The organism is Haemophilus sp. HMSC061E01, assembly GCF_001810345.1.
GTDB lineage: Bacteria > Pseudomonadota > Gammaproteobacteria > Enterobacterales > Pasteurellaceae > Haemophilus_D.
On record NZ_KV801015.1, the window covers coordinates 361,326 to 376,179 of the forward strand.

The 14,854-nt window shown below is 38.0% G+C and carries 20 protein-coding genes; 14 read left to right on the forward strand and 6 right to left on the reverse strand.

All coding sequences use genetic code 11. The annotated features are described in order from the left end of the window. Positions 1 to 2: 2 nt before the first annotated feature. The 10 genes from HMPREF2732_RS07710 to HMPREF2732_RS07755 all read left to right on the forward strand — a co-directional run bounded on the left by HMPREF2732_RS07710 (position 3) and on the right by HMPREF2732_RS07755 (position 5,811). Positions 3 to 215 (forward strand): ANR family transcriptional regulator, encoded by a 213-nt coding sequence (locus HMPREF2732_RS07710; RefSeq protein ID WP_049384869.1) that lies wholly within the window; start codon positions 3 to 5, stop codon positions 213 to 215. Then, positions 202 to 756: a hypothetical protein gene (locus tag HMPREF2732_RS07715; protein WP_070592327.1), complete on the forward strand. Its 555-nt coding sequence runs from the start codon at positions 202 to 204 to the stop codon at positions 754 to 756. The genes HMPREF2732_RS07710 and HMPREF2732_RS07715 overlap by 14 nt, the downstream gene beginning before the upstream one ends. Continuing rightward, the gene (locus HMPREF2732_RS07720) at positions 743 to 1,546 is read left to right on the forward strand and encodes a hypothetical protein (RefSeq protein ID WP_070592328.1); all 804 of its coding nucleotides are present in this window, start codon (positions 743 to 745) and stop codon (positions 1,544 to 1,546) included. Before HMPREF2732_RS07715 ends, HMPREF2732_RS07720 begins: the two co-directional genes overlap by 14 nt. A 9-nt stretch (positions 1,547 to 1,555) precedes the next feature. Next, positions 1,556 to 1,774: a flagellar FlbD family protein gene (locus HMPREF2732_RS07725; RefSeq protein WP_070592329.1), complete on the forward strand. Its 219-nt coding sequence runs from the start codon at positions 1,556 to 1,558 to the stop codon at positions 1,772 to 1,774. Positions 1,775 to 1,810: 36 nt separating this feature from the next. After that, on the forward strand, positions 1,811 to 2,095 hold the full coding sequence (locus HMPREF2732_RS07730) for a hypothetical protein (protein WP_070592330.1): 285 nt from the start codon (positions 1,811 to 1,813) through the stop codon (positions 2,093 to 2,095). A gap of 36 nt (positions 2,096 to 2,131) precedes the next feature. Then, positions 2,132 to 2,488, forward strand: coding sequence for a DUF2513 domain-containing protein (locus HMPREF2732_RS07735; RefSeq protein WP_070592331.1), 357 nt, complete (start codon positions 2,132 to 2,134; stop codon positions 2,486 to 2,488). A 92-nt stretch (positions 2,489 to 2,580) separates the two neighbouring features. Then, complete coding sequence (locus HMPREF2732_RS07740; RefSeq protein WP_070592332.1) at positions 2,581 to 3,378, forward strand: hypothetical protein; 798 nt, start codon at positions 2,581 to 2,583, stop codon at positions 3,376 to 3,378. A 249-nt stretch (positions 3,379 to 3,627) separates the two neighbouring features. After that, the gene (locus HMPREF2732_RS07745; protein ID WP_070592333.1) at positions 3,628 to 4,296 is read left to right on the forward strand and encodes a P22AR C-terminal domain-containing protein; all 669 of its coding nucleotides are present in this window, start codon (positions 3,628 to 3,630) and stop codon (positions 4,294 to 4,296) included. A gap of 227 nt (positions 4,297 to 4,523) precedes the next feature. After that, complete coding sequence (locus HMPREF2732_RS07750; RefSeq protein ID WP_070592334.1) at positions 4,524 to 4,766, forward strand: hypothetical protein; 243 nt, start codon at positions 4,524 to 4,526, stop codon at positions 4,764 to 4,766. 13 nt (positions 4,767 to 4,779) lie between these two features. Continuing rightward, a complete protein-coding gene (locus HMPREF2732_RS07755; protein WP_065243977.1) occupies positions 4,780 to 5,811 on the forward strand; it encodes a tyrosine-type recombinase/integrase in 1,032 nt (343 codons plus the stop codon). A gap of 148 nt (positions 5,812 to 5,959) precedes the next feature. Here HMPREF2732_RS07755 and rplY read toward each other — a convergent pair whose 3' ends face one another. After that, positions 5,960 to 6,247: a 50S ribosomal protein L25 gene (gene rplY / locus HMPREF2732_RS07760; RefSeq protein WP_070592489.1), complete on the reverse strand. Its 288-nt coding sequence runs from the start codon at positions 6,245 to 6,247 to the stop codon at positions 5,960 to 5,962. Between the two features lie 226 nt (positions 6,248 to 6,473). On the opposite strand from rplY, the gene HMPREF2732_RS07765 reads away from it, so the two are divergent. Beyond that, positions 6,474 to 7,079, forward strand: a complete 606-nt coding sequence (locus HMPREF2732_RS07765) for a DedA family protein (protein ID WP_070592335.1) — start codon at positions 6,474 to 6,476, stop codon at positions 7,077 to 7,079. A 170-nt stretch (positions 7,080 to 7,249) separates the two neighbouring features. Here the strand turns inward: HMPREF2732_RS07765 and HMPREF2732_RS07770 are convergent, their stop codons facing one another. The 3 genes from HMPREF2732_RS07770 to HMPREF2732_RS07780 are packed head-to-tail and all read right to left on the reverse strand — an operon-like array spanning position 7,250 to position 8,826. Further along, on the reverse strand, positions 7,250 to 8,005 hold the full coding sequence (locus HMPREF2732_RS07770) for a DUF3800 domain-containing protein (protein WP_049384113.1): 756 nt from the start codon (positions 8,003 to 8,005) through the stop codon (positions 7,250 to 7,252). Then, positions 7,980 to 8,168, reverse strand: coding sequence for a hypothetical protein (locus HMPREF2732_RS07775; RefSeq protein WP_186821539.1), 189 nt, complete (start codon positions 8,166 to 8,168; stop codon positions 7,980 to 7,982). The genes HMPREF2732_RS07770 and HMPREF2732_RS07775 overlap by 26 nt, the downstream gene beginning before the upstream one ends. A 43-nt stretch (positions 8,169 to 8,211) precedes the next feature. Continuing rightward, on the reverse strand, positions 8,212 to 8,826 hold the full coding sequence (locus tag HMPREF2732_RS07780; RefSeq protein ID WP_070592336.1) for a riboflavin synthase: 615 nt from the start codon (positions 8,824 to 8,826) through the stop codon (positions 8,212 to 8,214). 45 nt (positions 8,827 to 8,871) lie between these two features. Between HMPREF2732_RS07780 and HMPREF2732_RS07785 the strand changes: the two genes are divergently transcribed. Continuing rightward, positions 8,872 to 10,269: an MATE family efflux transporter gene (locus HMPREF2732_RS07785; protein WP_070592337.1), complete on the forward strand. Its 1,398-nt coding sequence runs from the start codon at positions 8,872 to 8,874 to the stop codon at positions 10,267 to 10,269. Positions 10,270 to 10,346: 77 nt separating this feature from the next. Here the strand turns inward: HMPREF2732_RS07785 and HMPREF2732_RS07790 are convergent, their stop codons facing one another. Together HMPREF2732_RS07790 and rng are read right to left on the reverse strand one after the other, a co-directional pair. Next, positions 10,347 to 10,661 (reverse strand): MafI2 family immunity protein, encoded by a 315-nt coding sequence (locus HMPREF2732_RS07790; RefSeq protein WP_070592338.1) that lies wholly within the window; start codon positions 10,659 to 10,661, stop codon positions 10,347 to 10,349. 104 nt (positions 10,662 to 10,765) lie between these two features. Beyond that, positions 10,766 to 12,241, reverse strand: a complete 1,476-nt coding sequence (rng, locus tag HMPREF2732_RS07795) for a ribonuclease G (RefSeq protein WP_070592339.1) — start codon at positions 12,239 to 12,241, stop codon at positions 10,766 to 10,768. 117 nt (positions 12,242 to 12,358) lie between these two features. On the opposite strand from rng, the gene putP reads away from it, so the two are divergent. Then, entirely contained in the window at positions 12,359 to 13,873 is a 1,515-nt protein-coding gene (gene putP / locus HMPREF2732_RS07800) for a sodium/proline symporter PutP (protein ID WP_070592340.1), read from the forward strand. Beyond that, positions 13,873 to 14,838: a tRNA 5-methoxyuridine(34)/uridine 5-oxyacetic acid(34) synthase CmoB gene (gene cmoB, locus HMPREF2732_RS07805; protein WP_014065579.1), complete on the forward strand. Its 966-nt coding sequence runs from the start codon at positions 13,873 to 13,875 to the stop codon at positions 14,836 to 14,838. The genes putP and cmoB overlap by 1 nt, the downstream gene beginning before the upstream one ends. Positions 14,839 to 14,854: the final 16 nt, after the last annotated feature.

Here is a 14,854-nt window from a genome sequence, read left to right on the forward strand (position 1 = left end):
AAATGAAACTACCTTTTAAAACCAACAGCGAACTTGCCGCCAAAGAAGAGCGCAAGAAAAATTATTTATCCGCTTATGTGCTTTGGAAAAAAGCATCAAAGCTAACCGGAAAAGAGATAAATAAGCACTGGTGCATAAGCCGTGCGGAATGGTGCCAAAAGATGCACCAAGAAGAAGTAAAACTTAAAACGAGAAAAATCTATGTACCGCATTAATACCTATTATGGCCATACCATTGATTACATCAAGCCTGATCCTAACGAAATTGATATTCGTGATATTGCGCATAACCTTAGCTTTGAAAACCGCTTTATTGGTCAAACTGCTGAACCTTATAGCGTAGCTCAGCATTGTGTACTTGGTAGCTATGTTTTTGAAGAAATGGGATTGCCTGAGCTTGCATTTCTTTTCCTACTGCACGATGCAGCAGAAGCATACTTGAAAGATATTCCTACTCCACTCAAACATTTGCTAAGTGAGCCTTATCACAATATTGAAGATCGCTTTAATTTAGCAATCCACCAACGTTTTAATGTTGAATATAAAAAATTGCCAGCAATTAAATCTATGGATTTATCTATGCTTGCAACGGAAAAAGAACAGTTACTTCCACCGGCATCTGTAGAGTGGCCACAATTGGACGGTATCTCTCCGGCAAATATTACAATTGTTTTTTGGCAACCACATCAAGCTGAATCAGCATATCTTGCCCAATTTAAACACTTAACTGAGATTTTAAACTATGGCGACAAGTAAGAAACCGCGTAAAAAGCACGATAAAAATGCCAATATCAAACGTCAGAGCGACAGAATATGTCGCAACTCTCTTGTGCTTTCAGTTATTGGATTAGGAAACGACGGCACTGAATGGATAAAAAATAATATTCCACAAGACAGAACAACGGCCACTGAACAAGATTTCGAACTGATGTATAACAAATCTCGACCATGGTCGTTTGTTTTCGGTGTTATTTGCCGTGATCAACTTGGAAGAGGTTATATAAAATTTGAATATCAATCTCTTGCTAATCAATTTGCATTCACCGCACCTGAAATGACAGATTACGTCAATGACAATATCAATGCCATTTTAAACGATGTAAACGAAGAGCATGTGCTCTCCCCTTTCCTTATTGCATCACCAGAAAAAAAAGAGTTTACAGATGATTACATCAAGAAACTTTTAACCTGGAAGAAAGTGGAAACAACGCTTAAAACCCCATTTGAGATTAAAGCGTTGCGTGAAGAAGGAATGGCCGCATTACGTGAAATAGATCCAACAGCTTACACAGATAAAGCAACTTGGACGATCCTTCGTAAAAATGGCTGTAATGATTTTGCCGATATGCGATTAGTTGGATTGGAAAAATACCAACACTGCAAAGGAATTGGTAAAAAACGCATTCAAAGTCTGATTGATGGCTACCACGCATTAATCAATGACGAAAAATTAATTCCAAAATTGACCGCACTTCGTGAATTTGAAACTCAAATTTATATCCACCAACAAACAATGGCCCGATTAAATCGAGCTGCACAAATGTAGGAGAACCACATGTCTAAATTTATCAAACTGACTAATACAGATGAATCAGATATTTTCATCAATGTAGAACAAATTCAAACTATCACTAAAGATGAAAATGACACAGCTATTCAATTTGAAGATGGCACTATCTTTGTGAAAGAAACACCGGAACGAATTATTCACTCAATCCAATCTGGCGGTGTGGTTAATGAATTACCAGTTGTTGATGTCATGACCGCTAAGTAACGTGAAAAAAGACCGCACTTTTGATTGGAGCTTATAATGAGTGAGAAAAATACACACAAAAATTTGATGAATTATGTAACTTTGCCTGATATGTATTATCACAAGAAGAGCAAATTAATTATTAGAATTGGTTCTGGCATGATATTAGATCAATTTAATGAGGGAGATTTTTACGAAAGAATTTATAAAGCAGAATCATTCTTCAAAAAAGAATATCCAAATGGAATTTCCTCTAATGAGTGCAAAACCGTCTATAATCTAACAATTAAATCATTACCTGAGATTAAATTTTTATTAGGTGACAAATTGCGCTTAGAATGATTCACCATTCTATACCTAAAATTTAGGAGAAATATAATGAAACGAAACTGGGATTTAGTTCGTAAAATCCTTATAAAACTCGAAGAAAAAGCTAATAGTACAAGCTGGCTAGAATCAAGTGATATTAAGGGCTATGATTCAATAACAGTTGCCTATCACTACAAATTGCTAAAAAATGCAGGTTTGATTGAGGCAATGAATATTTCTAGTATTGAAAGTGAAGATTTTGCAGCAACAAGCCTGACTTGGCAAGGACACGAATTTCTAGACAAAATCCGTAACGACAACGTATGGAACAAAGTAAAAAACACCGTACAAAGCAAAAGCCTTGATTTATCCTTTGATGTAATCAAACAAGTCGCAACCGCAACTATTAGCGCAATGTTGCCATAGTGTTATTGACACCACCGCAACTTCAGATTAAGATAACTGCACATCCAAGCCGTCTCAAACGGCTTTTTTTGTATCTAAATCCAGGAGCGGTTATGGTAGCTGAAGCACATTACACGATAGACAAAAATATGAAACTACTCATTGAAATCGATAATAGCGAACCATTACAACTCTCTACTTTTTGCCAAAGTATGGAAGGCATCGCAGCAGAATATCGCCAATTTATCCAAGATAATAAAATTGACATAGAGCCTTGTGAACAGCACATCTATGTTGAAAAAATAACGCAAGGATGTTTTCTTGTTGAACTTGCCGCGTTAGTTTCAAGCACCTATCCACTCATAGAACAAGCAAATGCCATTTTAGAATTTGGAGGACATCTCAAAATGATTTTTGATTGGGCAATGAACAAAGGTGATCGACCTGAACGACTCACACCGGCAATGTTAAAAAATGCGAGTAATATTTTAGAGCCGATTGCAATCGACCCAAAAGCGCAATTTAACCTTCAAGTAACGGATAATAAGGGCGATGTTCATATTCACCTGCACGGTGACAATGCTTTAGCCGGATTAGCTCAAAACAATATTAATCGCGAACTAAGACTACTGAAAGAACGCGACGATAACACCTTACACAACACTCCCCTATATTGGTCATCTACTGCTGATGCACAAAGTAAGGCGCAAGATCGGGCTATTATTCCTGCGGTATCTAGCAAACCTGTAAGAGTAAAATTTGAAGATAAAACGCTCAAAGAAAAGATGATCTTAAATGAAGAATATCCTTATCATAAGATTTTCTTAGTAGATGTATTGGTTGAATATATTGATGAAGAACCGGTAATTTACAAAGTTCTAAGACTAAACAACTCAATGAACAAAATCTAATTGACAGCCACAAAAAACTAAAATACTATTCGCCTCAAGGTGTCGAAACCTCAATATGTTCAAGGCGGATAGTTCAACTGATCGCCACATGGCGATTTTTTTATATCCGTAATCCTGACTATGTCGGGAGGGCGACTAATACAATACCTTCGGGGAATACGTCCAGCCCTAGCCTTGAACGGGGTTTTCGAACCTCCCGACGCCACTGTCGAAAGTGGCTTGTTAAACAAATAGTTCGAGGATTACAAAATGTCAGCCCTTACAATTTTCAATTTTGAAAACACTCCTATTCAAACCATCGTAGAAAACAACGAAATCTTTTTTAGAGCAGCTCAGCTTGCAGAGTTATTGCAATATAAAAATCCACATAAAGCGATTAAAGATCACGTAGATTTTGACGACCTAACGAAACGTGAGATCGTGAATACTATCAATAAACGTGCTCAAGTTCTCTTCGTGAATGAAAGTGGAATGTATTCATTAGTCTTGAGTTCTAAATTAGAGCAAGCCAAAAAAGTAAAACGTTGGATAACTTCAGAAGTTTTACCGCAAATTCGCAAAACAGGAAAATATCAACTTAAACCACAACAACTTGCGCTACCCGAGCCAGAAAAGAAATTCACCTTTGAATTTACCGAGTATGAACTTCAACAGCTTGTTTGGGCGTGGTTTGCTTTATTGCGTGGCACAGAACTTTGCGAAGTGCTTCACCCTTCATTAAAACAAATTGGCTCGTATTATGCCGCACCGGCTCATGATATTGCTTACGAATATAGAAGCACTCTCCGTCAGGCACATAACGTGTTGAATCGTATTACGGAACAATTTAAATGCGAGCAAGGCAATAACTGGCGCGTATTAAAACATCTTCGAGCCTACAACCCTAAAAAAACGGGTTTTCAGTTAGAAATTCTATAAAACAACGAAAAATCCGACCGCACTTTACCGTGTGGCGGATTGTTACACCTCAAATTCACGAAAAGGACAAATTATGTTCAAGATTTTCTTTGCGGTGGCGTTGTTATGGACCGCTTATAACCTAGATTTAAATAAAGACTATGATGGCCACATTTGCCAAATAGTCTATACACAAAATATCAATTAACTACAACCGTCCAAATGGACGGTTTTTTATAGGAGTAAATATGGGAAGAGAATTTTTTGATGAATACTGCAGTCCAGAATTATTAGCTTTAATAACTGGATATGTTTGTCCTAAATATCAGATGAAAAGCTTGAATGAATTTGGAATTCCTTTTCTTCATCCAAAAGGAAATAGAAAATTCCCGCTTGTGTTACGATCTGATGGTGACAAGATTTTGAAAGGTGAGAAAGTGCGGCAGATTACACAAACAAAAGAAAGAAGGCGGTCTGCAGTATTAAGTTAGTAAGGGGGATATTATGGCACGTCCAAGAAAACGAATTAATCAAGGATTGCCACAAGGCTTAGTATGCCGAAATCGAAAAAGAGCGGATGGCTCAATTGTGGTTTATTACTACTACACGATGGCAGATAAAAAAGAAGTTGCTTTAGGTAAAGATAAGCACATTGCTATTCTGGAAGCAGCAAAGCTGAATATGCAGTATTTGACGAAAAAAGATAATATTCTGTTTATTGAAGTGCTTGAACGATACGAAAAAGAAGTTGTGCCGCTTAAAAAAGCGAAGAACACTCGAAACTCAAACATTCAGGCAATAAAGAAATTACGCCAATACTTCCAAGATCCACCATTTACCCTTGATGAAATAGAGCCTATACATATTCGTGAATATTTAGATTGGAGAAAAGACGTTAAACCAACCGCAAATATCGAAGTTGGGTTATTTGGGCACATTTGGAGTATGGCGAGAGAATGGGGGTACACTGAAAAGATCAGCCCATCTACAGGGGTTAAAAAATTCAAAGTGAATTATCGTGATGTGTACATTGAAGATTATATCCTAGATAAAATCTACGACTGCGCAACAGGGGATATGAAGGATATTATGGATGTGATGTATTTAACCGGACAACGCCCAATAGACGTGGTAAAAATCCATAGTTCACACATCTACAACGATTTACTGCATATTACACAGCAAAAAACAGGTAAACGTGTTGCGATTAAAGTTATAGGTAAACTAAAAGAGATTATCGACAAGAGGATCACTGAAGAAAATCAGTTTCTGTTTACTAATAAATGGGGGCGAAAACTCGAGCGGAGATCACTTACAGATTATTTCAAAGACACCCGTAATGCGGCATCAAGAAAATATAAAGAGCTAGCCGAAGAGATCAACCAAGTGCAATTGAGAGATCTTCGCGCGAAAGCAGCAACAGACCTTTCATTAATGATTGATGATGAACGAGCAAGAAAACAACTTGGCCATACTTCTGCACGTACCACTCAACATTACATCAGAAAAGAAAAACCACTCAATCCCACCAAATAAAAAAGGCTCTTCAAATGAAGGGCCTTTTTTTGTCACAAATCACGTTCCGAAACGTTTTTGAAACTCATTGATTTTATTAAACTTTAAAACCTAAAAATAAGAAAATGTTTCGGAATTAAAATTGACTTTAGATAGCGTAAATACTGGATTATGCTCTTTTGAAGTCAATGTGAACCAATTTTGGTTTGAATGGGTGACGTTGCATTGCTTGAACTTTCACTACAACTTCTTTACCTTCAACCACTAAAGTGATTACATCGCTATAGAAAGAATCGTGAGCTTGTGCGTTGTTTAATTCATCGTGATTTAAGATGATTGAAACAGGTGCTTCGCTGCCACCATAAATGATTGCAGGGATTTGACCGTTGTGACGCAGGCGGCGGCTCGCACTCTTACCTTGCGCTTGACGAACTTCAGCGTTAAATTTAAATGCCATTTTCATGTTCTCTTGATTAAAAGTTTAAAATAAAAAATTGCAGGCGACCCAGCAATTTTCCTAAATTTGCTCAAAGACAAACTTTGAGAGCGACGGATTATAAAATATTCAGCCCCACAATGCAAATTTACACAGCAAATTTTTTCTAGGCTTTTCAAGGCAAAGCGATTAAAATAAATCCCAATTTTTAATTAATTTTAACTAACTGATTGTAAGTGGGTTTCAAATGGAATTTCTTATCAGCTTTTTTACCGATTACGGTTATTGGGCGGTGCTATTTGTTCTGATTATTTGTGGCTTTGGTGTACCCATTCCAGAAGATATCACGCTTGTCTCCGGCGGTGTAATCGCTGGCCTCTATCCTGAAAGCGTCAATTCTCACTTAATGTTAGTTGTGAGTATGATTGGTGTACTTGCCGGTGATTCAACCATGTACTGGCTTGGCCGCATTTACGGCACACGTATTTTACGTTTCCGACCAATGCGTAAAATCGTCACATTAGAACGCCTCAAAATGGTTCGTGAAAAGTTTGACCAATACGGCAACCGTGTTCTATTTGTGGCTCGTTTCTTACCTGGATTACGCGCACCAATTTATATGGTTTCTGGCATTACCCGTCGCGTCAGCTACACGCGCTTTGTATTAATTGATTTCTGCGCCGCCATTATTTCCGTACCAATTTGGGTTTATCTTGGCGAATTTGGTGCGAAAAATTTAGATTGGTTACACGAGCAAATTAAAAAAGGCCAACTCGTGATTTATATCCTAATCGGTATTCTAGTCCTATTCCTATTTTGGAAATGGAAAAAAGCGAAGAAACAAGCTAAATAATTTCCTATAAAGTGCGGTCAAAATTTTAATAATGTTTTACTGTTATATAATGAAAGAGAAATACAAGGGAACATAAAGACTGCTATTTCGTACAATGCCTAGTAGTGGGAAATGTATAAAAGTTGTTAGGACATTCAATGGGCAGACTGAAAGGTCTACTTTTTTATTATCTAATATTTAAGTTTTATCTCTTTTGTTTTAACTAAACGCGGGCCCTTTGTTGGATCATAAAAATACCAGATGTTAAACTTCCGTTCTGAGCTTAATGTATCGTACATTAATTTATCCCATCCAAGATGCTTCGCTATTAATAGAGAAAGGGCTAGCTTCCTCTCCGAGGATATATCTTTTTGATAACTACTTAAAACAGCCCCCAACAACAAATCACATAATTGCACACCATGACAATATTTAGAATTAACCTCATTTAATTTCAAAATTGCATTGGGAATAGATGTTCTTTGTCGAATGATATTGTTAGCAATAATATGCATAGCCTCATCTGCTTTATGATAACTAAATGGTAATTCATCAACGGATAAAATAAATCGATTATCTCTATTTCTACGTAGAGAATTTTCAATTTTATTACAAATTAGCTCATTAAAATGCTTTTGTTTTGCTGTCTCATAATTCCCATTGTGAAAGGATTTATTAACAATAGACAATTGAACAACAATACAATTAAAAAAGAGATAATCAGACTGAAAAAAGAATTTAACAAGTTCATTATAAAAATCAGCATAACGTTTAGAATTAGCACTCTGCCACTTTATTTCATCCGTGCAAGAGTGTTTTTTTCGAATTCTCTCAATTTCTTTTTCAAAACGCTCAATATTATTCTCTTTAATCCATAATGCACCAAAGGCATAAAATGGCTTTCCACTTATACCTGATTCATCACAAAATAGGTGCCATATGCTCATTATAAATATCCTGTAATTCTGAAATTATTTTTTGTAAAGTACGCAAATATTGCCATTTATATTCATCAGTAACACAAGGTTGGAAAATCAGTTTATCGTCATCTTTGACATAGAGCTGTTGCAACATTGATAAAGTAGAATGTGTATACTTAGAATATAACATAACAGCTGAAAGCATATTTCCTCCTTATAGTAATCTTAATTAACTATATCCCTCTCGCTTTTAAATAATTCTCCACTGTATCCACAATCGCTTGTGTTTGCGGATCGATTTCAATATTTACTAAATCGCCAATTTGACGTTTACCGATCAGGGTTCTATGTAAGGTTTCAGGAATTAAATTCACGCAGAATTCATCGTCTTTTACTTCACCGATAGTAAGACTGATGCCGTCAATCGCGATAAATCCTTTCGTAAGAATATATTTCATCACGTCTTTATTAGGTAATTTAAACCAAACCTGACGATTGTTTTCGCTTTCGATAATTTGTGAAACGCTTGCGGTACAATAAACATGACCCGACAAAATATGTCCGCCAATTTCAGCGCCCATTTGCATCGCGCGTTCGATATTCACAAAATCCCCGGCTTTTAAGCCGCCGAGATTGGTGATGCGCAAGGTTTCTTGCATTAGGTCAAAGCTCACAAGATCGTCATGAATGTCAGTCACGGTCAAGCATACACCGTTATTCGCTACGGATGCGCCGATTTCTAAGCCTTTTCGCATTTCAGCTGGTAATTTTACGATCTGTGTTCTAAAATTATCACTGTCTTTGATTTCATGAATTTGGGCGATGCCCTGTACAATACCCGTAAACATTATTATTCCTTTATTAAAAATTTTTCCAATATTATAGCAAAATTTATGAATTCTCGTCTTTTTTCTCAATACCGTATTGATATTCAAAAACTTATCCGAATTGCAACACCTATCGGTCTTGCCCAGTTAGCTCAAACTGGTATGGGTACCGTGGATGTGATTATGGCGGGGCGTGTGAGCTCGGCTGATGTGGGAGGTGTCGGTATTGGTGCCTCTATTTGGCTACCTTTGGTACTTTTCGGACAGGGCTTATTACTCGCCTTGCCACCAACAATTTCTTATTTAAATGGATCTGGGCAGCGCCATCGTATTGCTCATCAAGTGAGACAAGGTCTTTGGATTTCATTTTTAGTGATGATTCCCCTTGCCCTTATCATCTATCATAATGATTTCATATTACAGTTCATGAATATGGATGCCCACATGGCTGATGTGACGATGAACTATTTGCGTGCGATGGTGTGGGGCTTGCCTGCCTATTTATTGCTGATTAATTTCCGCTGTTTGAATGATGGCATTGCCAAAACAAAACCCGCCATGGTAATAACCTTCATGGGGTTAATGCTGAACATTCCGCTGAATTATATGTTTATTTACGGCAAATTTGGTGCGCCTGCATTGGGCGGTGTCGGTTGTGGTGTGGCAACAGCTATTGTCAACTGGGCAATGGCAATCTTAATGATTACCTACTCTGCCAAAAACTATAATGAACGTAGTTTGAAAGTCTTTGAAAAGATTATTGAAAAACCAGACATCAAAACTCTGAAAAAATTGACCGCACTTGGCTTGCCGATCGCGATTGCGCTGTGCAGTGAAGTCTCACTATTTGCGTTAAGTAGTTTATTACTTTCCCCATTAGGTGCAGATGTGGTCGCCAGCCACCAAATTGCCTTAAACACTAGTGCTGTAGCCTTTATGTTCCCAATGTCTATTGCCATGGCTGCCACCATTTTAGTGGCGCAAGAACTGGGTAATCATGCACCACAAAAAGCCAAAATCATGGCTCACGCCGCTATTATTCTTGGCTTGATTGCGGCAAGTGTATTGGCGTTGGTGATTTGGGTATTTAGTGCAGAAATCGCTGCATTAATTGTAGGCGATAATGCTACCGTTATTGCCCTTTCAGGCAGCTTATTAGCGATGGCAGCGATTTATCAATTTTCAGATTCAGTGCAAGTCGTCGTGAGCGGTATTTTACGTGGCTATAAAGACACTAAAATTATTCTCTACATCACATTACTTGCCTATTGGGGCGTAGGTATCCCTGTTGGTTATATTCTTTCCCGCACGGATTGGATTGTTCCAAGCATCGGTGCAAAAGGCTTCTGGGTTGCGTTTATCATTGCATTAACCATTGCCGCAGCTTTACTCTTTATGCGGATGCGAAAAATCCAATCACAACCTGATGAAACCATTATTCAACAGTTAGAAAGATTGAAGTAGTTAAAGTAAAAAGTGCGGTCGAATTTGACCGCACTTTTATTCTTGAATTTAACGTTAGACGCTTTTTAAACTGCATCCTATGTATATAAGTTACCCTCATCTTCATATCGTTTATATACACACAGATAATTATCAAAAGATAATGATATAGGGTAATCGACTCTTATTAAATTCTCATCAATATTATAATTTTCATTGAAGTTAGAAATAATACTTGTACCAATTTCATATATCTCCTCATTCCAATAATCGGAGATTGGACCGTCAATCACAACACAAATACTGATACAATTTTTATCTATTTTCACATAAACGCCTCGAACTTCTTTTGTTATTTTTCCAAGTAAAGCATTCTGTGTAACAATTCTTAATCTTATAATTTCATTATTCATTGAAACCCTATACCTTTTTATCTCCCTAAAAATTAACGCTCATCAGGAAATTTATGCCATCAAAAGGTAAAAAGTGCGGTCGAATTTGCCCGCACTTTTGTCTTTTACATCACCACCACATCAAACTGTTCTTGGTTGTAGTACTGCTCGGTTTTAACTTGAACTTGTTTGCTAATGAACATTTCGATCTCTGGCAATAAACCGTGCGATTCTTCTTTGATTAAGTAATCCGCCACGGCTGGAGAGGCATAAACCACAAATTGTTCGCTTGAGAATAAGTGGTTAACGCGAATAATCTCACGCATAATTTCATAACATACCGTTTCGACGGTTTTCACGCGTCCACGACCTTGACAAGCTGGGCATTCATCACATAAAACGTGTTCTAAACTTTCACGAGTACGTTTACGAGTCATTTCCACTAAGCCAAGTTGAGTAAAACCATTCACATTCGTTTTTACGCGATCTTTCGATAGCGCTTCTTCCAAGGATTCAATTACACGATTACGATGCTCATCGGTTTGCATATCAATAAAATCAATAATGATAATTCCGCCTAAATTACGCAGTTGTAGCTGCTGCGCAATGGCTTTAGTGGCCTCAATATTGGTGTTAAAAATCGTTTCATCTAAATTTCGATGACCAACGAATGCACCGGTATTGATATCAATGGTCGTCATGGCTTCGGTCTGCTCAATAATGAGATAGCCACCTGATTTTAAATTCACGCGTTTTTCAAGCGCATTTTGAATACCACGTTCTACACCATAAATATCAAAAATCGGCTGACTGCCCGTATAAAGCATTAATTTTTCACTTAATTCCGGCATAAATTCATCGGTAAATTCTTTAACCTCGTTAAAACAAAGTTTGGAATCGATATGAATTTTCTCTAAATTGGCGCCGATAAAATCACGCAAAATACGTTGCGGCAATGCGGGTTCACCATAAATTTTAGAACGGGTTGGATATTTGCCTTTACGCTCAAGCACTTTACGCCATAAACGTTTTAAAAATTCCGCATCTTGGCGTAACTCTTCCTCCGTTGCGCCTTCGGTGGCAGTACGAATAATAAAACCGCCTAACTCATCACAAAAAGGCTCAACAAGCGCTTTTAATCTTGCTCGCTCTTCTTCACTTTCAATACGTTGTGAGACACCAACATGGCTATTTTCAGGCATAAAGACGAGATAACGAGAAGGCAATGTAATATCGGTAGTTAATCTTGCACCTTTAGTGCCCAAAGGATCTTTTACCACTTGTACCACGATATCCTGCCCCTCGCGGACGAGTTCAGAAATGCTTTTTGCTCGGAATTGCTTTTGTTCATTCACATCCACACACTCGGTATGTGAAACAATGTCGGAAGCATGCAAAAATGCGGCTTTTTCTAAACCGATATCCACAAAAGCGGACTGCATCCCCGGTAAAACACGGGTTACTCGCCCTTTATAAATATTCCCCACGATGCCACGTTTGGCTTGACGTTCAATATGAACCTCTTTTAAAACACCCGTTTCAACCAGCGCAACGCGGGTTTCATTGGGCGTAACATTCATTAATAATTCAACAGAATTCATTTTTTCGACCTTAGTTTTAATGATATAAGTCTATCGAAAAGGAAAATAGAATAATAGACCCAAATAAGGTAAAATATGACCTTTCTCAAATTTTCATGACTTTTTTTGGGGTATTTAATGTTTGGTTTAGACCCAACACTTATTACTTTTAGTATTTATATTTTCGGCATGATTTTAATCGGTGTCCTTGCCTATTATTATACAAACAACTTATCCGATTATATTTTAGGCGGCCGTAAACTCGGAAGTTTTGTGACAGCCATGTCTGCTGGTGCATCTGATATGTCCGGCTGGTTATTAATGGGCTTGCCGGGTGCGGTGTATGTGTCTGGTCTGGTAGAAGGTTGGATCGCCATTGGTTTAATTCTCGGCGCTTATTTTAACTGGTTACTCGTGGCTGGTCGTTTACGGATCTATACCGAATTTAACAACAATGCTCTCACACTACCGGAATATTTCCACCATCGCTTTGGCACATCACATAATCTCTTAAAAATTGTGTCTGCAACAATCATCCTAGTATTCTTCACCATTTATTGTGGTTCCGGTGTGGTTGCTGGGGCGAAATTATTCCAAAACCTATTCTCAGTCGACTATTCCACAGCCATTTGGTACGGCGCATTAGCGACTATCGTCTATACCTTTATCGGTGGATTTTTAGCCGTAAGCTGGACGGATACCATTCAAGCCACATTGATGATTTTTGCACTAATTTTAACGCCGCTCTTCATCTGTTTAAGTTTGGGTGATACATCACAATTTACAGAAGTGCTACATCAAGCTGAAATCGCAGTGAATAAAGACTTTACCGATTTATTTAGTTCTACTACACCATTAGGTTTATTAAGTTTAGCAGCTTGGGGCTTAGGTTATTTTGGTCAACCGCATATCCTTGCTCGTTTTATGGCTGCTTATTCGGTGAAATCTCTTATTAAAGCACGCCGTATCAGTATGACATGGATGGTGATTTGCCTTGCCGGTGCGATTGGTATTGGGTTCTTCGGAATTCCTTATTTCTTTGCTCACCCCAATGTGGCTGGTGTGGTAAATAATGAACCAGAACAAGTCTTTATTGAACTGGCTAAATTGCTCTTTAATCCATGGATTGCCGGTATTCTACTCTCTGCGATCTTGGCGGCAGTCATGAGTACACTTTCCGCTCAATTACTAATTTCTTCAAGCTCTATTACTGAAGATTTTTATAAAGGTTTTATTCGTCCAAAAGCTTCTGAAAAAGAATTAGTTTGGCTAGGTCGTGCAATGGTTTTAGTTATCGCGGGCATTGCAATTTGGATTGCTCAAGATGAAAACAGCAAAGTATTAAAACTCGTTGAATTTGCCTGGGCTGGCTTTGGTTCTGCATTTGGTCCTGTCGTGCTTTTCTCCTTATTCTGGAAACGTATGACTTCATCAGCAGCGATGGCGGGAATGGTTGTCGGCGCAGTGGTTGTCTTTGCTTGGAAATCGGTGATTCCTGAAACCAGTGAATGGTTTAATGTCTATGAAATGATCCCTGGATTCATCCTTGCTAGCCTGGCGATTATTGTGGTTTCTCTCCTTTCCGCAGAACCTGAAAATGAAGTTAAAGAAACCTTTGAGAAAGCAGAAAAAGCCTATAAGGAAGCAAAATAATGATTGATTTTCGTCCTTTTTATCAGCAAATTGCCACCACGAATTTATCGGCTTGGCTAGAAACATTGCCTTTGCAGTTAAAAGAATGGGAAAAACAAACCCATGGTGATTATGCAAAATGGTCAAAAATCGTGGACTTTCTCCCTGATTTGCAGGCAGATACTATCGATTTAAAAAATGCGGTAAAATCTGACCGCACTTCCCCACTTTCAGAGGGCGAAAAACAACGCATTATCCATCATTTGAAACAATTGATGCCATGGCGAAAAGGACCTTATCATTTATTTGATATTCACGTGGATTGCGAATGGCGTTCTGATTTCAAATGGGATCGTGTTTTGCCTCATCTTGCGCCATTAAAAGATCGTACCATTTTAGATGTGGGCTGCGGTAGCGGCTACCATATGTGGCGAATGGTTGGTGAAGGCGCCAAAATGGTCGTTGGTATTGATCCTACCGAGCTTTTCCTTTGCCAATTTGAAGCGGTTCGAAAATTACTAAATAACGATCGTCGAGCTAACTTAATCCCATTAGGTATTGAAGAAATGCAACCACTTGCGGCATTTGATACGGTATTCTCAATGGGTGTGCTTTATCACCGTAAATCGCCGCTCGATCATCTCACACAGCTAAAAAACCAATTAGTAAAAGGTGGCGAATTGGTGTTAGAAACCTTAGTGGTTGATGGTGATGCCAATACAGTCTTAGTGCCATCAGATCGCTATGCAAAAATGAAGAACGTGTATTTTATTCCTTCCGTTGCAGCACTCATTAATTGGTTGGAAAAAGTCGGCTTTACAAATGTGCGTTGTGTGGATGTCGCCACCACAACATTAGAAGAACAGCGTAAAACGGATTGGTTAGAAAATGAAAGTTTGATTGATTTCTTAGATCCAAACGATCACAGTAAAACCATCGAAGGCTATCAAGCTCCAACTCGCGCAGTGATTTTAGCCAACAAATAATGGTTTAAATAAAAAG